This is a genomic window from Azohydromonas lata NBRC 102462 (assembly GCF_001571085.1).
Lineage (GTDB): Bacteria > Pseudomonadota > Gammaproteobacteria > Burkholderiales > Burkholderiaceae_C > Azohydromonas > Azohydromonas lata.
This window is the reverse complement of sequence record NZ_BCTC01000120.1, coordinates 1-18,395: the sequence shown is the minus strand read 5'-3', so window position 1 is coordinate 18,395 and position 18,395 is coordinate 1. Positions and strand designations below refer to the sequence as shown.

16 protein-coding genes are annotated in these 18,395 nt (G+C 71.7%); 11 read left to right on the top strand and 5 right to left on the bottom strand.

All coding sequences use genetic code 11. From position 1 onward, the window contains the following. Positions 1–233: 233 nt before the first annotated feature. The 4 genes from ALA01S_RS26340 to ALA01S_RS26325 all read left to right on the top strand — a co-directional run bounded on the left by ALA01S_RS26340 (position 234) and on the right by ALA01S_RS26325 (position 4,910). Positions 234–1,619, top strand: a complete 1,386-nt coding sequence (locus ALA01S_RS26340) for an efflux RND transporter periplasmic adaptor subunit (protein ID WP_066342270.1) — start codon at positions 234–236, stop codon at positions 1,617–1,619. Further along, positions 1,619–3,715 carry a site-2 protease family protein gene (locus tag ALA01S_RS26335; protein WP_174548661.1) on the top strand — a complete coding sequence of 699 codons (2,097 nt, stop codon included), beginning with the start codon at positions 1,619–1,621 and terminating at the stop codon, positions 3,713–3,715. Before ALA01S_RS26340 ends, ALA01S_RS26335 begins: the two co-directional genes overlap by 1 nt. Before the next feature lie 100 nt (positions 3,716–3,815). Next, a complete protein-coding gene (locus tag ALA01S_RS26330) occupies positions 3,816–4,271 on the top strand; it encodes a hypothetical protein (RefSeq protein ID WP_066342269.1) in 456 nt (151 codons plus the stop codon). A gap of 24 nt (positions 4,272–4,295) precedes the next feature. Beyond that, entirely contained in the window at positions 4,296–4,910 is a 615-nt protein-coding gene (locus ALA01S_RS26325; RefSeq protein WP_157119289.1) for a tetratricopeptide repeat protein, read from the top strand. Positions 4,911–4,936: 26 nt separating this feature from the next. Here the strand turns inward: ALA01S_RS26325 and ALA01S_RS26320 are convergent, their stop codons facing one another. Next, the gene (locus tag ALA01S_RS26320; protein WP_169806018.1) at positions 4,937–5,689 is read right to left on the bottom strand and encodes a response regulator transcription factor; all 753 of its coding nucleotides are present in this window, start codon (positions 5,687–5,689) and stop codon (positions 4,937–4,939) included. Between the two features lie 104 nt (positions 5,690–5,793). On the opposite strand from ALA01S_RS26320, the gene ALA01S_RS26315 reads away from it, so the two are divergent. Together ALA01S_RS26315 and ALA01S_RS26310 are read left to right on the top strand one after the other, a co-directional pair. Beyond that, complete coding sequence (locus ALA01S_RS26315) at positions 5,794–8,382, top strand: ATP-binding protein (protein ID WP_066342266.1); 2,589 nt, start codon at positions 5,794–5,796, stop codon at positions 8,380–8,382. A gap of 126 nt (positions 8,383–8,508) precedes the next feature. Next, positions 8,509–9,000, top strand: a complete 492-nt coding sequence (locus tag ALA01S_RS26310) for a peptidase associated/transthyretin-like domain-containing protein (protein WP_157119288.1) — start codon at positions 8,509–8,511, stop codon at positions 8,998–9,000. Between the two features lie 95 nt (positions 9,001–9,095). Here the strand turns inward: ALA01S_RS26310 and ALA01S_RS26305 are convergent, their stop codons facing one another. From ALA01S_RS26305 to ALA01S_RS26290, 4 genes are all read right to left on the bottom strand, one after another. After that, positions 9,096–9,959, bottom strand: coding sequence for an amidohydrolase family protein (locus ALA01S_RS26305; RefSeq protein WP_066342264.1), 864 nt, complete (start codon positions 9,957–9,959; stop codon positions 9,096–9,098). Positions 9,960–9,964: 5 nt separating this feature from the next. Continuing rightward, positions 9,965–11,131, bottom strand: a complete 1,167-nt coding sequence (gene ssuD / locus ALA01S_RS26300; protein ID WP_066342263.1) for an FMNH2-dependent alkanesulfonate monooxygenase — start codon at positions 11,129–11,131, stop codon at positions 9,965–9,967. A 31-nt stretch (positions 11,132–11,162) separates the two neighbouring features. Then, the gene (locus ALA01S_RS26295) at positions 11,163–12,371 is read right to left on the bottom strand and encodes an acyl-CoA dehydrogenase family protein (protein WP_084267971.1); all 1,209 of its coding nucleotides are present in this window, start codon (positions 12,369–12,371) and stop codon (positions 11,163–11,165) included. 114 nt (positions 12,372–12,485) lie between these two features. Continuing rightward, positions 12,486–13,406, bottom strand: coding sequence for a LysR family transcriptional regulator (locus ALA01S_RS26290; RefSeq protein ID WP_066342262.1), 921 nt, complete (start codon positions 13,404–13,406; stop codon positions 12,486–12,488). A 138-nt stretch (positions 13,407–13,544) separates the two neighbouring features. On the opposite strand from ALA01S_RS26290, the gene ALA01S_RS26285 reads away from it, so the two are divergent. The 5 genes from ALA01S_RS26285 to ALA01S_RS26265 are packed head-to-tail and all read left to right on the top strand — an operon-like array spanning position 13,545 to position 18,208. Further along, complete coding sequence (locus tag ALA01S_RS26285) at positions 13,545–14,486, top strand: hydroxymethylglutaryl-CoA lyase (protein WP_066342261.1); 942 nt, start codon at positions 13,545–13,547, stop codon at positions 14,484–14,486. 25 nt (positions 14,487–14,511) lie between these two features. Beyond that, positions 14,512–15,675 (top strand): CaiB/BaiF CoA transferase family protein, encoded by a 1,164-nt coding sequence (locus tag ALA01S_RS26280; protein WP_066342260.1) that lies wholly within the window; start codon positions 14,512–14,514, stop codon positions 15,673–15,675. A gap of 41 nt (positions 15,676–15,716) precedes the next feature. Next, positions 15,717–16,694, top strand: coding sequence for a Bug family tripartite tricarboxylate transporter substrate binding protein (locus tag ALA01S_RS26275; RefSeq protein ID WP_066342259.1), 978 nt, complete (start codon positions 15,717–15,719; stop codon positions 16,692–16,694). 9 nt (positions 16,695–16,703) lie between these two features. Then, positions 16,704–17,228: a gamma carbonic anhydrase family protein gene (locus ALA01S_RS26270; protein WP_066342258.1), complete on the top strand. Its 525-nt coding sequence runs from the start codon at positions 16,704–16,706 to the stop codon at positions 17,226–17,228. A gap of 23 nt (positions 17,229–17,251) precedes the next feature. Then, on the top strand, positions 17,252–18,208 hold the full coding sequence (locus ALA01S_RS26265; RefSeq protein ID WP_084267970.1) for a hydroxymethylglutaryl-CoA lyase-like TIM-barrel protein: 957 nt from the start codon (positions 17,252–17,254) through the stop codon (positions 18,206–18,208). Positions 18,209–18,395 lie beyond the last annotated feature (187 nt).

The window sequence follows — 18,395 nt, the reverse complement described above, 5'->3', positions numbered from 1 at the left end:
GGACCTGGTGAAGGGCTGATGCACGGCGGACGTTGACGCGGGCCGGTCCGGGCCCGCCGCAGCGTCCGCGGGCCCGGACCGCGGCGCCCGGCCCCGGTGCCCGCTCGCCATCGCGGGCTGCCGGAACTAATGCGCGGATGCGCGGCGCCGGCTCGGCCAAGGGCGCCCAAATCTCTTCAGCATCTCGGTATTCCCCCGGATTGTCCGGGGTGGACAGTGGAGTAACCCAAGACATGAACCAGGCAGACCTGAGGCCGGCGGCCGACCCGCTGCTGTTGCTGCTGGAGCTGGCGCGCCGGGCCCGCGCCGCGCAAAGTGCCGAGGAGCTGGCCTTCCTGCTTGTCAACGACAGCATCGCGCTGCAGCCCTACCGCCAGGGCGCGCTGTGGCTGGCCGACGAGGGCGTGAAATGCCTCTCCGGCGTGGTGCAGCCCGAGGCCAACGCGCCTTACGTGCAGTGGCTGGAGCGGGTGTGCCGCGGCCTGCCGCGCGACGCGGCCACCACTGTGGATGCCAACTCGCTCCCCGGGGACGAAGCCGTGGAATGGGCCGACTGGCTGCCTGCCTACGGCTTGTGGCTGCCCTTTGCCGGCCCCGTGGCGGATCCGGGCCAAGGCGCAGCCGGTGCCGGCGGCGGCCTGCTGCTGGCCGCGGACCTGCCCTGGACGCGCGAAGGCCGGGCCGTGCTGGAGGAGTGGGTGGACACCTGGCGCCACGCCTGGCTGGCGCTGCACAGCCCGTCGCCGTGGAAGCTGGGCGTGCTGCGCCGGCGCACGGCCGCGGCGCTGGCCCGGCGGCCGCAGCTGCCCTGGTGGCGCCAGCGCCGCACGGTGCTGGCCGCGGCGGTGTTGGCTGTCCTGGCCTGCCCGGTGCGGGTGTCGGTGCTGGCGCCGGGCGAGCTAGTGCCGGCGCACCCGGCGGTGGTGCGCGCGCCCATAGACGGCGTGGTCGGCCAGTTCCACGTACAGCCCAACGAGCAGGTCAAGGCCGGCCAGCCGCTGTTCGGCTTTGACGAGGCGGCGCTGCAGGCCCGCGCCGAGGTGGCCGCGCAATCGCTGGCCACGGCCGAGGCCGAGTACCGCCAGTACGCGCAGCAGGCGGTGTCGGACAGCAAGTCCAAGGCGCAACTGGCGCTGCTGCAGGGCAAGATCGAGGAAAAGCGCGCCGAGGCCGAGTACCTGGCCAGCCAGTTGCAGCGCTCGCGCGTGCCGGCGCCGCAGGACGGCATCGCGCTGTTCGACGATCCCTCCGAGTGGATAGGCAAGCCGGTGCAGACGGGCGAGCGCATCCTGCGCATCGCCGCGCCCGGCGACATGGAGGTGGAGGCCTGGGTGCCCCTGGGCGACGCCATCCCGCTGCCCGCCGACGCGCCGGTGAGCCTGTACCTGGCGGCCAGCCCGCTGTCCTCGCTGTCGGCCAAGGTGCGCTACGTCTCGCACGAGGCCGTGGCCAGGCCTGACGGCAGCTTCGCCTACCGGCTGCGTGCGACGCTGGAGGGCACGAGCGGCCAGCGCGTGGGCCTCAAGGGCACGGCCAAGATCAGCGGCCAGTGGGCGCCGCTGGCCTACTGGATGCTGCGCCGTCCGCTGGCCACCATCCGGCAGGCCGTGGGGATGTGATGCTGCCTGCGCTGCGCGAAGAGCTGAACCTGCTGCCCGGGCCCACGCTGGCCGATGGCCAGCCCAGCCACACGCTGCACGACCCGGTGCGCAACCTGTTCTTCCAGCTCGACTGGGCCACCTTCCAGGTGCTCAGCCGCTGGCACCTGGGGGATGCGGGCGCCATCGTGGCCGCCGTGCGCGGCGAGACGACGCTGGCGCTGGAGCCGCCGGACCTGGAGGCGGTGTACCGCTTCCTGCACGACAACCAGTTGCTGCAGGTGAAGCCGGGCTCGGCGCCGGAGCTGGCCCGCCGGCTGCAGGCGCGCCAGGGCTCGCTGGGGCACAAGCTGCTGCACGGCTACCTGTTCTTCCGCATCCCGCTGGTGCGGCCGGACCGCTGGCTCTCGCGGCTGGCGCCGCACCTGGGCTTCTTCTACTCGGCGCGCTTCCTGTGGCTGACGCTGGCGGCGCTGGCGCTGGGCCTGATGGAGGTGTACCGGGAGGGCGAGCGCTTCGCCTCGACGCTGGTGGACAAGCTCGGCTGGCAGGGCATGCTTGCCTATGGCGTGACGCTGGCGGTGGTGAAGGTGCTGCACGAGCTTGGGCATGCCGTCACGGCCAAGCGGCTGGGATGCCGCGTGCCCACCATGGGCGTGGCCTTCCTGGTGATGTGGCCCGTGGCCTACACCGACACCAACGAGGTCTGGCGGCTCACGCGGCGCAGCCAGCGGCTGCAGGTGGCCGGGGCGGGCGTGCTCACGGAGCTGGCCATTGCCGTGTGGGCGACGCTGGCCTGGGGCCTGCTGCCTGAGGGCACGGCGCGGGACATGGCCTTCCTGCTGGCCACCACCACCTGGGTGAGCACGCTGGCCATCAACGCCAGCCCCTTCATGCGCTTTGACGGCTACTTCCTGCTGGCCGACTGGCTGGAGATGCCCAACCTGCACCAGCGCGCCTTCGCGCTGGCGCGCTGGGACCTGCGCGAGCGGCTGTTCAAGCTGGGCGAGCCCCTTCCCGAGCACTTCACGCGGCGGCGCCACGTTGGGCTGATCGCCTTCGCCTACGCGACCTGGATCTACCGCCTGACGGTGTTCCTGGGCATCGCGGCGCTGGTCTATGCCTTCTTCATCAAGGCGGTGGGCATCCTGCTGTTCATCGTCGAAATCGGCTGGTTCGTTCTCATGCCCTTCTTCAGCGAATTCAAGGCCTGGCGCGAGCGCTGGCCGCAACTGCGCCGCAGCCGCCGCGCCTGGTTCTCGATGGGCCTGGCCGGGGTGCTGCTGGGCTTGCTGGCCGTGCCGCTGCCCACGCGCATCTCGGCCGCGGCGCTGCTGCGGCCGCTGGAGCAGACGATTCTTTATGCGCCCGCGCATGCCCAGGTGGCCGAGCTGCCGGTGGCCGAGGGCACGCGCGTGGCCGCCGGCACGGTGCTGATGCGGCTGGACTCCGAAGACCTGGAGGGCCGGCGCAAGGCCACGCTGGCCAAGCTGGAGAAGCTGCGCTGGCAGGTGACGGCCGGCACCTTCGACGCCGAGCAGCGCGTGCAGTGGCAGGTGCTGCAGGAGCAACTGGCCACGGCCGAGGCCGAGTGGCAATCCATAGAGGCCGACGCCGCGCGCTATGCGCCGGTGGCGCCGTTCGACGGCGTGCTGCGCGACCTGGACCCGGAGCTGCGCCCGGGTGACTGGCTGATGCAGCGCGAGCCGCTGGCGCGGCTGGTGTCGGACAAGGGGCAGACCGTGGTGGCCTACCTGGACGGCGAGGACGTGGCGCGCATTGCCCCCGGCCACCAGGCGCGCTTTTACGCGGACGGGCTGGAAGGGCCCTTCGTCCCGCTGCAGGTGGAGCGCGTGGAGGCCGATGCCGCGCGCACCCTGCCGGAGCCGGAGCTGGCCGCCACCTTGGGTGGCTCGGTGCTGGTGCGCGAAAAGCATGGCCAGCTCTATCCCGAGCACGGCATCTACCGCGTGACCTTCAAGCTCGCCGGCGAGGCGGGCGCGCTGGCCGCGCAGTCCTGGCGCGGCAAGGTCGTGATCCACGGCGACTGGGCCTCGCCCGGCTGGCGCTACCTGCGCTCGGCCGTGGCGGTGTTCTGGCGCGAGGCGGGGTTCTGACGCCTGCATTGCAGATGTAATTTGCCGCGCCGCCCGCGTCATCGCCCCTGGCGGGCCGCCCTTCAAGCTCCAGTCTCCGAGCCTTGAAAGGAGAAGCCCCATGCAATCACGCCCTGATGCACGCGAGCTGCTGTTTCAGCCCGGCGCAGCCCTGTGCCCTGCCTGGACCCCCGCGGAAGCCGCGCAGGCGCTGCCGTCACTGGTGGCCCAGGCCTACGACCAGGCCGACCTGGCGCTGCGCGCCCAACTCCTGTCCTGCCTGCTGCAGCCCTGCGGGCCGCTGGCGCTGGCGGGCGTGGCCTCCGGCGCGTTCGGCGGCTTCCTGCAACGCGGGCCGGGGGTCTCGCTGAACGTGTCGCTGGACGACGCGCAGCCCTTCAGCGCCGAGCAGGTGCAGGAGCTGGCGAGCTTTGCCTTCCAGATCGACCCCGGCGTGCTGCTGCAGCTCGACCAGCTGCTCACCGACCATCCCCAGGCCACGCCGCCGCTGGAGCCGGATGCCGCTTCCCTGGACCAAGCGCTCCCCGCCCACGACGCGGCGTTGCGCATCCAGTAATTCCCACTCAGGGAGGATTTCACGATGGACAGCACAAGTGGCATGAGTGCAAGCGGCAAGCGAGCCGTGGCCGCGGCCCTGGCCTGCGCCGCGCTGGCGGCGCTGGCCAACATGCCCGCGGATCTGGAGCGGGCTGAAAGCGACCTGCGTGCCGGCCGCGTGGAGCAGGCGCAGGAGGTGGTGGGGGAGCAGTTGCACCTGCACCCGGCCGACGCCCGCGTGCACTTCGTCGCGGCCGAGTTGCGGGCGCGGCAGGGCGAGCGCGACCCGGCCCGCGAGGAGCTGGCCGCCGCCGAGCGCCTGGCGCCCGGGCTGCCCTTTGCCGACGCGCAGGCCGTGCAGGCCCTGCACCAGGCCCTCGACTCCACGGCGCTGGCTTCGCCCTTCTCGGTGGCGCTGCCCTCGCCGGACCATGCCGGCCAGCCCTGGAAGCTGTGGGTGGCGCTGGCCAGCGGCACGGCGCTGGCCTGGCTGCTCATGCGCCTGGTGCAGCCTGCGCCGCCGCCGGTGCGCGGGCGCAGGCCCGACCTCGCCGATCTGGCCGAGGCGCGCACGCAACTGCGCTCGGAGCAGGGGCAGCGCAAGGACTCCAAGGCCGAAGAGCGGGCCTGGCAGGACACCGTGCCCGGGTGGGACTGAAGTCCCGCCCGCGCCGCCACCGCGCTTCAGTACAGCGTTTCCACCGGCGCGGCGAAGAGGTAGCCCGCGCCGCGCTCGGTCAGGATGAGCGCCGGCTGCGAGGGGTTGGCCTCCAGCTTGCGGCGCAGCCGCAGGATCTGGACGTCTATGGTGCGGTCGTAGACCTCCGCGCCGTGCAGGCGCGAGAGGTCGAGCAACTGGTCGCGGCTGAGCACGCGCTGCGGCGCGGCGCACAGCGCGGCCAGCAGGTTGAACTCCTGGTTGCTGAGCTCGATGCGGCGCCCGTCCGGCGCGCTCAGGCGCCGCGTGCGCAAGTTCAACTCCCACCCGGCGAAGCGAAAGGCGCGGCGCTGCTCGTCGCGCACCGCCGCCACCTGCGCCGGCAGCCGGTAGCGGCGCAGCACGGCGCGTATGCGCGCCAGCAGCTCGCGCGGGCTGAAGGGTTTCGTGACGTAATCGTCCGCGCCCAACTCCAGCCCCATGACGCGGTCGGCCTCCTCGGCCTTGCCGGTGAGCAGGACGATGGGCACCGGCGCGCGCTCGCGCAGGCGCCGCGCCAGCATCAGCCCGTCCTCGCCGGGCAGGCGCAGGTCCAGAACCACCAGGTCGATGGCCTCGCGGTCGAAGGCCTCGAACAGCGCGCGGCCGTCGGCCACGGCCGTCACGCGGCACTCGTTGTCGCCCAAATAGCCCGCGAGCAGCTCGCGCAGGGCGGGGTCGTCGTCGACGACCAGAATGTGGGGCGGATTCACCGGGCCCGTGGGGACAGGCTCTTGCACCGTTTGCACCGTTTGCACCGCAGTCCTCCGGCAGGAAAGGCTGGCATGGCCATGGATGTGTTTTTGATCGTGCGCGACCGCCGACGCTGCGGCATGGACGGGCCATGACGGCACCGAGCGGTCACAAAACGGGACTTTACGCCCGCCGCGCGGCCGTGCCGCCGCCGCGCTGGCGCGACGTGGCGCGCCAGCGCGGCATGCTGCTGGCGCTGGCGATATCGCTGCTGATCGCGGCCTGGGTGGCCTTCAGCCTGCTGACGCTGCGCCAGCAAAGCCTGGAGAGCGAACTGCGCATGCTGGACGCGCTGTCCTCGGCGCTGGCCGCGCAGGCCGACGGCACGCTGGCCGTGGCCGACACCACGCTGCGCGCCACGGTGGACGAGCTCGCCGGCGGCGCCATCGTCCCCGGCAGCCCGCACGCGCAGGAGACGCTGCGCACGCGCGCCTCGGCGCTGCCCATGTTCCGCAAGCTGCTGGTGCTGGACGCGCAAGGGCTGGAGGTGGCCGCCTCCAACCGCCCCGTGCTGGCCGTGGCCAGCCACGCCGCGGCCACCTACTTCCGCCACGCGCGCAAGGCCGGCGGCGCGGGGCTGTACGTTGGGCTGCCGCAGTACGTCCCGGGGCTGGACGACCCGGTCATCCCGCTGTCGCGGCCCTGGCTGTCGGAGGACGGGCATTTCGTCGGCCTGGTGGTGCTGCTGGCCGACCCGGAGTTTCTCGATGCCGGCTTTGCCCGCGGCGCGCCCACGCGCGACACGGGGCTGGGCATCTACCGGCGCGACGGCGGCGTGCTCTCCGACGGGCCGGGCGAGAACAGCGCCAAGCTGCTGCCGCCGGCGCTGTCGCGGGCGCTGTGGGAGCAGCCGGATCCGGAGGCCGCGCGCATCGTGGAGGAGGGCGAGCGGCGGCGGCTGGTGGCGCCGCGGCTGCTGCAGCGCGCCCCGCTGCTGCTGGTGGTCACGCGCGACGCCTCGGCCGTGCTGGCGGGCTGGCGCGAGCACGCGCGGCTGGTGGCGGCCTTCGTGGCCTCGGCGCTGCTGGTGACGCTGGGCCTGAGCCTGCGCAACGCGCGCGAGCAGCAGTGGCGCCGCGCCAACGAGGCGGTGCTGGCCGCGGAGCGCGAGCGCGCCCTCTACGCCTTCCAGGCCGCGCGCGAAGGCGCCTGGGAGTGGGACCTGGCCACGGGCGAGACCTACATGTCGCCGCGCATGAAGGAGCTCATGGGGCTGGCACCGGACGAGCCCGCGCCGCGGGGCGAGGCGCTCGCCGCCCTGCACGGCATACACCCCGACGACGTGGCGCCGCTGCGCCAGGCCATGCAGGCGCACCTGGACGGGCGCTCGGCCGAGTTCAGCTTCACGCTGCGCGTGGACGCCGGCGCAGGCGCCTGGCGCCACGTGCGCTGGCGCGGCCGGTCGCTGCGCGATGGGGACGGGGCGCTGAGCCTGTTCGTCGGCACGGCCTACGACGTGAGCGCCGAGGTGGCCGCCGACCAGCAGGCACGCCGCCTGGACGACCAGCTGCAGCGCGCGCGCCGCCTGGAGGCGCTGGGCACGCTGGCCGGCGGCGTGGCGCACGACTTCAACAACATCCTGGCCGCGGTGCTGGGCTGGAGCGAGCGCGCGCGCGAGGCGGTGGCCGAGGGCTCGCCCATCGCGCGCCACCTGGACCACGTGCTGCAGGCCGGGCGGCGCGGCAAGTCGCTGGTGGAGCGGGTGCTGTCCTTCACCCGCAGCGGCGCGCGGGTGCGCCAGCCCTTCCGCGTGCAGCCGGTCATCGAGGAGGTGCTGGACCTGTTGGGCGCCTCCGTGCCGGCGCAGGTGCAGGTGCGGCGCGAGCTGGGCGCGCCGGACGCCGTGGCGCTGGGCGACTCCACGGCGCTGTTCGAGGCGACCATGAACCTCTGCAACAACGCGCTGCAGGCCATGCCCGGCGGCGGGGAGCTGTGCATCACGCTGGCGCAGGAAACGGTGAGCGAGCCGCGCGCGCTGTGGCAGGGGCTGCTGGCGCCGGGCCCGTGGCTGCGCCTGTCGGTGGCGGACACGGGCACCGGCATCGCGGCCGAAGCGCTGCCTCACCTGTTCGAGCCCTTCTTCACCACCAAGGGCCCGCAGCGTGGCACGGGGCTTGGGCTGGCGGTGGTGCATGGCGTGGTCAGCGACATGGGCGGCGCTATCGACGTGCACACGCGCCCTGGGCAGGGCGCGTGCTTCGAGCTGTACCTGCCGCTGGCACCGCAGGCCGTGGCGATGGAGGCCGGCGACGACAGCCACGTGCCGCGCGGCCAGGGACAGGTGGTGCTGGTGGTGGATGACGAGCCGGCGCTGGTGGAGCTGCTGGAGGAGCAGTTGGCCGAGCTGGGCTATGAGCCGCGCGGCTTCAGCGATGCGCAGGAAGCGCTGCGCGTGTTCACGGCCCGGCCGGGCGAGTTCGACCTGCTGGTGAGCGACCAGGCCATGCCGCGGCTAACCGGCGTGGAGCTGGCGCAGCGGCTGCTGCAGTTGCGCCCGGAACTGCCGGTGCTCATCGCCACGGGCTTCGGCGGGCCGGACTTCGAGGCCCGCGCCGAAGCCGCCGGTGCGCTGCAGGTCGTGCACAAGCCGCTGGAGCGCGCGGAGCTGGCGCGTGCGGTGGACCGCGCCTTGCGCCGGCCGCCGCCGCTGGGGATGAACCAGCGGCAGAAGGTGGGCTGAGCGCCTTGCCGGTGGCCTTGGGCGGTTGCATCGGACGTTGCACTTGAAACTTGTTTTGCGCCGGGTGCAGCCGCCATGCAATCCGGGGCGCCGATCCTGTGCTCACCGCATCACAGGAGCACGTTCATGGAACGGACGACAGGGATTGCAAGGACGGCACGGACGAGATGGGCGAAGTGGATCGCCGCGGCTTCCTTCGTGGCGCTGTCCGGTGGCGTGGCCGGCCTCACCGCGGCACAGGCCGCTGGCGAGCTGCCGGCCGCACAGCGCGTGGGCGGGGTGGAGGTGCTCACCGGCGGCGTGGGCCACGACGAGGCGCGCGCCATGGAGCTGGAGGCGCGGCGCTGGCCGCTGGCGCTGGAGTTCGCGGTGAAGGACGGCCCCCATGCGGAGTTCGCCGCCAACGTTGCGGTGCACGTCCGCGATGCGCGCAACCGCAGCGTGCTGGAGTCCACCGCCAGCGGCCCCTTCCTGCTGGCGCGGCTGGCGCCGGGTGACTACAAGGTGGACGCCACCTTGCGCGGCCACACCTTGCAGCGCGAGGTGCACGTGTCGGCCGGACAGACGGCCCACGTGCTGCTGCTGTGGCCGCAGGGCGTGGACATCGCGGCGCCTTGATGGCCGGCACGGAGCGCGCACGTGGCGCTGACCGGCACCGGGGATTGACTTTCCACGCGCGTGGTCTGCGGCCCGCGGTGAAGGCCGGGGCCCGCTCAGGCCGCCGTGCCGCGCGTAAGCACGCGGCGCGCGTTGTCGTGGAAGAAGCGCTGCAGCACGGCGTCCTTGAAGCCCAGTTGCTGCGCGTCCTCGATGCTCTGGCGTATGGGCCGGAAGGGGTAGGAGGAGCCGAACAGCACCTGGTCGCCCAGGCAAGTGTTGGCGGCCTGGACGATCACCTCGCTGCCGGGCAGGAAGAGGTACATGTCCGGCACCAGGAACACGTTCTCGTGCCGAAAGGCCACGCCCACGAGCTGCTGCACATTGGGCCAGTAGCCGTGGAAGGCCACGATGCGCAGCCGGGGGAAAGCCGCCGCCACGCGCGCCAGCGGCGCCGGGTCGTTGAAGCGGTGGTCCGGCGTGGTCGGCCCCGACATGAGAAACACCGGCACGCCCAGCGCCGAGAGTTGCTCGTAGACGGGGAAGTACAGCGGATCGTCCGCATGCCGCGCGGGCTCACCGAAGCCGGGCTCGATGTCCACGCCCGCCAGCCCAAGCCCATTCACGGCACGGTTGATCTCGTTGGCCGTGGCCGCCGGCCCAAGCAGCGCGGGCTCCACGGCACCTATGCCCACCAGGCGCGCATCGGTGCGCACGATCTCGTGGATGCGGTCGTTGGTCAGGTGCTGCGAGGGCGTGTGCCGCCCGACGACCACGGCCTGCGCCAGGCCCGCGTCGGTGATCTCGGCAATGAAACCCTCGTGCGTGCGCGAACGCGCGTAGTGCTCCGGGTCGCCGCGCGTGCCCACGCGCTGGTTGAGCCAGCGCGCGACGCCGTTGGCCGCATTGCCCGGCGTGGCGCCGAAGAAGTCGTGCAGGTAGGCCGGCCTGCAGCGCATGTCGATGACGGGGACGCTCATGCTGCTCAGGCCGCCTTGCGCTGCACGTCCGCCACGGTGGCCTGGCCGCCCTTGCCGGCGGCGCGCACGTCGAAGGCGCCGCCGGTGAGCACCTTGTCGCGCAGCGTCACGGGCTGCTTGCCCGGCAGCAGCGGGAACACCAGCTCGGCAAAGCGGATGGCTTCCTCCAGGTGCGGGTAGCCGGAGAGCACGAAGCTGTCCACGCCCAGGTCGGCATATTCCTTGAGGCGGGCGGCGACGGTTTCGGGGTCGCCGACCAGTGCCGTGCCGGCGCCGCCGCGCACCAGGCCCACACCGGCCCACAGGTTGGGGCTGATCTCCAGCTTGTCGCGGCGCCCGCCGTGCAGCGCGGTGATGCGCTGCTGGCCCACGGAGTCCATCTTCGCGAAGTTGGCCTGCGCGGCCTGGATGTCCTCGTCCGTGAGCCGGCTGATGAGGCTGTCGGCCGCGGCCCAGGCCTCGGCGTTGGTCTCGCGGACGATGACGTGCAGCCGCACGCCGAAACGCACCGTTCGGCCCTGCCTGGTGGCACGCGCACGCACGTCGGCAAGCTTTTCGGCCACGGCCGCGGGCGGTTCGCCCCAGGTCAGGTAGGCATCGACGTGCTTGGCCGCCAGCTCGTGCGCCGCGGGCGAGGAGCCGCCGAAGTACAGCGGCGGGTACGGCGCGCTTTCCGGCTCGAAGAAGTTCCTGGCGCCCTGAATGTTGAAATGCTTGCCCTCGAAATCCACGGTCTCGCCCTGCAGCAGCCGCTTCCAGACGGTGAGGAACTCGTCGGCCACCTCGTAGCGTTCGTCGTGCCTGAGGTGCACGCCCTCGGCGGCCAGCTCGGCCGCGTCGCCGCCGGGCACCACGTTGAGCAGCAGCCGGCCGTGCAGTGCCTGGTCCAGCGAGGCGGCCTGGCGTGCCGAGGCCGTGGGCCCGCTGATGGAGGTGCGCAGCGCCACCAGCAGCTTGATGCGCTGCGTCACCGGCACCAGGCTGGAGGCGACCACCCACGGGTCCAGGCAGGACGCGCCCGTGGGGATGAGCAGCCCGTCGTAGCCCAGGTGCTCCGCCGTCACAGCGATCTGGCGCATGTACTCGCTGCTGGCGGGGCGGCCGAAGTCGGACTTGCCCAGGTAGCGCGTGTCGCCGGAGGTGGGCAGGAACCAGAAGATGTCGAGGCTCATGGAGATGGCGTTTTGTGGGTGTGTGGAGGAGTCAGGAATAGGACGTCGGCGCCGGGTGCTCGCCCAACAGCGCGTGGCGGCCCAAGTCGCGCAGCTTGTAGTCCAGCGGGTCGTGCAGGGTGTGCACGCGGGCGTTGCGCCAGAAACGATCCAGCCCAAGCCGCGCGGTGGTGGAGCCCGCACCGGTGAGCTCGAAAATCTGGGAGCTGACCTCGATGGCCGCGCGGTGCGCCACGGCCTTGGCCTGGGCCACGGCGATGGCCACGTCGCCCCGCTCGGCCGCGGTGAGCGCGTCGCCGCGGGCCAGGGCCTGGTCAAGGCCTTGCGCCGCGATGTCGGCCAGCACTTCGGCCGGCCGCACCCGCACGGACAGCTCGCCATAGCGCTGCTGCACGTAGGGGTCGTCCACGGCGCGGAACACGCCGGAGGCGAAGAAGGGCCGTGACGACTCCCGCGTGTAGCGCAGCCCCTGCGCCAGCGCGCCCTGGGCGATGCCGGCGTAGAGGTTCACCAGGATGAGCTGCGCGATCTGCGCGCGCAGCGTGGCGCGCGGCGACAGCACGGTGCCCGGCCGCACCAGCACCTCGTGGTCGCCCACGTGCACGGCGTTGAACTCCACCGTGCCGCTGTCGGTCTGCTTCTGGCCGAAGGCGTCCCAGTCGCTGCGTATGGTCACGCCCGCGCTGCGGCTGGGCAGCGCAGCGATCAGCAGGGCCTGCGAGGGCTCGTGCCAGGCCGAGAAGGTGAGCATGTCCGAGCCCACGGAGCCGGAGCAGTAGCTTTTGGGGCCCTGGATGCGCCAGCCGCCGTCGCCTGCTGGAGTCGCCAGCGTGCGCTTGTCATTGGGGTTGAGCGCGTTGCCCCAGAACAGGCGCTTGTCCACCGTGGGCCGCAGGAACTGGGCGTGCTGCGCAGGCGTTCCGTACAGCAGCACGGTGGCGACCTGCAGGTGGTGGAAGGCGTAGACGTGGGCCAGCGCGCTGTCCACCTGCGCCAGCCGGCGCAGGCCCTTGAAGAACAGCGCATACGGGTGGCCCAGACCGCCGTGCTCGCGCGGGATGGTCAGCCTGAGCAGCCCGCTGTCGCGCAGGAGCTTGCGCTCTTCGTGGGCGTGGCCGCCGCGCTGGTCGCGGGCGATGGCGGTTTCGTCCAGCGCGTGGGCCAGTGCTTCGGTTGTGCGGTCAACCTCTGCCGGGTCGGCCAGCAGGGCGGCGCCGGCATTCCTGTTGTCGTTGGACATCTTCCGACTGCTTCATTGTTCGAATGAAGGCAGTCTAGAAGTCGCACTTGGGCGCCAACAACGACGCATTCCGTCCGTGCTTATGCGCGGAATTCCAAAGTGCGGCGGGCTGGTTCAGGCTGGTGCGGCCTGTGGCTCCTGGGCGCGCGCGTGCAGGTACTCCACCATGCGGCGGGCCGCGGGCTGCAGCGTGTCGAAGTCGCGGAAGCACACGATGAAGCGGCGGTGGGCCCAGTCGTCGGCCAGCGGCAGCACGCGTATGCCCAGCATGGCGGCGTAGCGCTGGCCCACTTGCGCGGGGACGACGCTGATGGCCAGCCCCGCGGCCACCACGCGCAGCGCGGCGTCGAAGTTGGAGACGATGGCCCGATACGCGACGGCACCGCCGGATTGCCCCGCGGCGCGTTGGAGCAGGGCGTGCACGGCGGCCGAGGGCGGCAGGCCCACGTGCTCGTGGCCCAGCGTCTGGTCAAAGCGCAGGCGCTCCTCGCGAGCCAGCGGGTGCTGCGGGTGCACGGCCAGCGCGAGCTGGTCGCTGTGGTAGGGGCGGTGCTGCAGGCCCGATACATCCACGTTGTCCCAGCACACGCCCACGCTGGCCGTGCCCTCGCGCAGGCCGCGCACGATGTCGCGCGAGAGCTGCTCCTCGATGTCCACGCGGATGTCGCGATGTTCGGCCTCGCGCATGAAAGCCGCCACGTCGTCCAGCAGCGTCTCGGCGATGGCCGAGGCCGAAGCCGCCAGCCGCACCTGGCCCTTGATGCCGCCGCTGAGCGCGGCCACGTCCTGCTCCAGGCGCTCCAGCGTGAACAGCAGCGTGCGCGCATGCTGAAGCAGCGCTTCTCCCGCGGGCGTGGGTAGCACGCCGCGCCGGCCCCGCATGAGCAGCGGCGTGCCCAAGGCCTCTTCCAACTGCGCGATGCGTTTGCTGATGGCCGAAGGCTCGATGTGCGACTGCTCCGCGGCGCGCTTGATGTTCTGGTGCTCGCACACGGCCACCAGCAGGCGCAGCGACTTGATGTCCAGGTCTTTCACGTCTGTCGCCCTCCAACTCGTTTAGAGATTCCAAAATGGAAGTTCTGCGCTTCCAAAATACCATTTGTGGAAGATCATGGAATCTCTCACAGTCTTGTCCAACGCCCGCTGTCCAGGGCGGTGCTGGAGACAAGCCGCATGTCCGCTATTCCCTCGAACGTCGTGATCCGCGAAGTCGGCCTGCGCGACGGCCTGCAAAGCATTCAGACCATCGTGCCCACCTCGCGCAAGCTGCAGTGGATTCGCGAGGCCCACGCCGCCGGGCAGACCGAGATCGAGGTCGGCTCCTTCGTCCCGGCCAGGTCGCTGCCGCAGCTCGCGGACACGGCCGAGCTGGTGGCTTATGCCAAGGCGCTGCCGGGCCTGTTCACCTCGGTGCTGGTGCCCAACCTCAAGGGCGCGGAAAAGGCGATCGAAGCCCAGGCCGACCTGCTGCTGGTGCCGCTGTCGGCCAGCCACGCGCACAGCCTGGCCAACCTGCGCAAGACGCCGGACGACGTGGTGGCCGAGGTGGCGCGCATACGCGCCGCCCGCGACGCGGCGGGCAGCAAGACGCTGATCGAAGGCGGCATAGGCACCGCCTTCGGCTGCACGCTGCAAGGCGAGGTCCGGCCCGCCGAGGTGCTGCGCTGCATGCAGGCGCTGCTGGACGCCGGCTGCGACCGCGTGAGCATCGCCGACACCGTGGGCTATGCCGACCCGCGCCACGTGCGCGAGCTGTTCGCCCGAGCGCGCGACATCGCCGGCGAGCGCTTCTGGTGCGGCCATTTCCACGACACGCGCGGCCTGGCCCTGGCCAACGTGTGCGCCGCGCTGGAGGTGGGCGTGAACCGCTTCGACGCCACGCTGGCCGGCATAGGCGGCTGCCCGCATGCGCCGGGCGCCAGCGGCAACGCCGCGACCGAAGACCTGGCCTTCATGCTGGAGAGCATGGGCATGGGCACGGGCCTGGACATCGAAAGGCTGCTGGCGCTGCGCGCGCAAGTGGCCGGCTGGCTGGAGGGCGAGACGCTGCACGGCACGCTGTGGCGCGCCGGCCTGCCCAAGACGTTCGAACCTGCCGCGGCCGCCGCGGCCTGAACCACGCTTTCCGGGAACCCTTGTCATGAGCACCACCAACACCGCCACCACCGGCCTGCCGCTTGAAGGCGTGCGCGTCATCGAGTTCACCCACATGGTGATGGGTCCGACCTGCGGCATGATCCTGGCCGACCTGGGCGCCGAGGTCATCAAGATCGAGCCACCCGGCGGCGACAAGACGCGCAAGCTGCCCGGCCTGGGCATCGGCTTCTTCCGCAGCTTCAACCGCAACAAGAAGAGCGTCGTCCTCGACATCAACACGCCGCAAGGCCACGCGACGGCGCTGGAGCTGATCGCCCAGTGCGACGTGATGCTGGAGAATTTTCGACCGGGCCTCATGGCCAAGCTGGGGCTGGACTACGCCTCGCTGTCAGCCAGGTACCCCAAGCTCATCTACGTTTCGCACAAGGGCTTCCTGCCCGGCCCCTACGAAAAGCGGCTGGCGCTGGACGAGGTCGTGCAGAACATGGCCGGCCTGACCTACATGACCGGTCCCAAGGGCCGGCCGCTGCGCGCGGGCACTTCGGTCAACGACATCATGGGCGGCATGTTCGGCGCCATCGGCGTGCTGGCCGCGTTGCAGGAGCGCCACCGCACGGGCCGGGGCCAGGAAATCCAAAGCGCGCTGTTCGAGAACTGCGTGCTGCTGGCCTCGCAGCACATGCAGCAGTTCCTCATGACCCACGAGCCGCCGCCGCCCATGCCCTCGCGCGTGTCGGCCTGGAGCGTGTACGACGTCTTCACGCTGGCCGGCGAGGAGCAGCTCTTCATCGGTGCCGTGAGCGACAAGCAGTTCCAGACGCTGTGCCGCGTCCTGGCCCGCCCGGACCTGGCCAACGACCCCGAGCTGGCCACCAACGCGCAGCGCGTGGCGGTGCGCGCGCAACTGCTGGCGCAGTTGGGCGAAACGCTTGCGCACCACCACGTGGCCGACCTGATGCCCGCGCTGGAGGCCGCCGGCCTGCCTTATGCCCCCATCGTGCGGCCGGACCAGCTGGTCAACGACCCGCACCTGATCGAATCCGGCGGCCTGGTGGACATGCCCACCGACGACGGCGACACGACCAAGGCCGTGCTGCTGCCGCTGCTCATGGGCGAGCGCCGCTTGGGCGTGCGCCACGCGCTGCCCAAGGTGGGCGAGCACACCGAAGAAGTCCTGGCTCGCCTGGCGAAAGAGACGGCCGAGTAAGCCGCAACGCCTGCCGACGACGACATCAACAGGAGACAAGCATGCAGATTTCAATTGGGCGCCGCGCCCTGGTGACCGGTGCGGCCGCCGCATTCGCCCTCGCTGCGCTGCCCGCGCTGGCGCAGAACGACAAGCCGCTGCGGGTGATCCTGCCCGTGGGCACGGGCTCGGGGGTGGACGCCATCATGCGCGCCATGGGCCCGGCCTTCTCCAAGGCGCTGGGCCAGCCGGTGGTGATCGAGAACCTGCCCGGCGCCGGCGGCATCACGGGCACGCAGGCCCTCATCAAGGCCGCGCCGGATGGGCTGACCCTTGGCGTGGTGTCCAACAACCACGCGGTCAATCCCAGCATCTACAAGAAGATGCCCTATGACTCGCTGGCCGACATCACGCCCATCACCGTGGGCGGCGCCACGCCTTTCGTGCTGGTGGCCAACGCCCACCGCGTGCCGGCTAAGAGCGTCAAGGACTTCGTTGCCCTCCTCAAGTCCAAGCCTGACGCCTACAGCTACGCGTCGTCGGGCAACGGGACCATCCTGCACCTGGCCGCGGCGATGGTGCTGGACGAGGCCGGCGCCAAGGCGCTGCACGTGCCCTACAAGGGCGTGGGCCCCATGGTCACGGACCTCGTGGGCGGGCAGGTGGACTTCGGCGTGGTTGCCGTGCCCTCGGCCGCGCCCCACATCAAGAGCGGCGCGCTGCGCCCCCTGGGCGTGACCGGCAAGGAGCGCGTCGCCGCGCTGCCTGACGTGCCCACCGTGGCCGAGCAGGGCCTGCCCGGCGTGGACGTGGCCGGCTGGTTCGCCTTGGTGGGGCCGGCCAAGCTGCCGCCGGAGTTGGTCAAGCGCTTCTACAACGCCTTCGTCGCCGCGGCCAACACGCCGGAAGTGAAGCAGGCCATGGAGAAGCAGGTGACCATCCTCAACCCCATGACGCCGGAGGCTTCGGCCCAGTTCTTCCGCACCGAGCAGGAACGTTACGCGCGCATCGTCAAGCGCGCCAACGTCACCATGGAATAAGGAACGGCCATGACTCAGTACCGCTTGGGCGACAAGGCCCCCGGCGTCGCGGCCGGCGCCTTCGTCGCCCCCGACGCCACGCTGGTGGGCGACGTTCGCGTCGGCCCGCAGGCCAGCATCTGGTTCCAGGCCGTGGCGCGCGGCGACAACGAGCCCATCGCCATAGGCGCCTTGTCCAACGTGCAGGAAGGTGCCGTGCTGCATGCCGACCCGGGCTATCCGCTCACCATAGGCGAGCGCGTCACCATAGGCCACCAGGCCATGGTGCACGGCTGCACCATTGGCGAGGGCTCGCTCATTGGCATACAGGCCGTGGTCCTCAACGGCGCCAGGATAGGAAAACACTGCCTGGTGGGCGCGGGCGCCGTGGTGACGGAGCACAAGGAGTTCCCGGACCGCAGCCTCATCCTGGGCGCGCCGGCCAAGGCCGTGCGCCAGCTCAGCGACGAGGACGTGAAGCAGCTCGAAGCCAGCGCGGCGGACTACGCCCGGCGCGCTGCGCTGTTCGCCTCGCAACTGGAGCGCGTGGGCTGAGCGCCCGCGGCCAAGGATTCGCCATGCAAGCCGCGCCCGCTGCATCGCCATCGCCCGTCGTCTTGCGCGAAGTCGGCCTGCGCGACGGGCTGCAACTGCTTGCCCGGCCGGTGCCGACCGCCTTCAAGTGCGACTGGATACTGCTGGCCTACGCCGCCGGCGTGCGCCATGTGGACGTGGGCACCTACGCCGACGCGCAGCGCCTGCCCGCCATGGCCGACACGGCCGAGGTGGTGGCCTTCGCCACCACGCTGCCGGCGCTGCGCGTGTGCGTGCAGGTGCACGACGCCGAGGGCGCGGCCCGCGCTTTCGACGCCGGCGTGGCCCTGGTGACGCTGCCGGTGGCCGCGAGCGACCGCTACGGCCACGCCAGCGTGGGCCGCGACGCGGCGGGCATGCTGCGGGAGCTTGGGCGCATCCACGCCCTGCGCGAGCAGCGCGGCGTCGCCACCCGCATCGAAGCCGGCATAGGCACGGCCTTCAGTTGCGCACGCCTTGGGCCCACGGACCCGCAAGCCGTGCTCGCGCTGGTGCGCGAGTGCGTCGCCCTGGGCGTGGACCAGATAGGTTTGGCGGATACCTTCGGTCATGCGGAACCCGCGTCGGTGCTGGACCTGTTCCGGCGCGCACGCGAGGCCACCGGCGGCTGCATGCTGAGTGCCCATCTGCACGGCGGCGATGACGACCAACTCGCCGCCGTGCAGGCGGCGCTGGACGCGGGCGTCACGCACCTGGACGCCTCGCTGGCCGGCATGGGCGGCAGCCGCCTGGTGCCGGGCACGCAGGGCAACGTTTGCCTGGAAGCCGTGGCCGCGCTGCTGTTGCGCCGTGGCGTACCGGCCGGCCTGGACCTGGCGACGCTGCAGGAGTTGCGCCGCTTTGCCGGCGCCCGCCCGGACGCCTACGCGCTCTTCGGCGCCGTGGGCCGCGCGGCGGAAGAGGCCAGACGCCGCTACCCGCTGGACCTGGCCGCGCGGTGAAGCGGCAGGCTCAACAAACCATGTGCACCTTTGCCCTCTTCATCGGCGAGCACCTGGCGCGCAGCGTGCGCGGCAAGCCCTGCGCGCCACCGGCGGCCCACGCCTGCGCTGACCTCCACTCCCGTTTCAACACAAGCATTCACCGGAAATCATCATGGCCGACCTGTTTGACAATCCCATGGGCCTC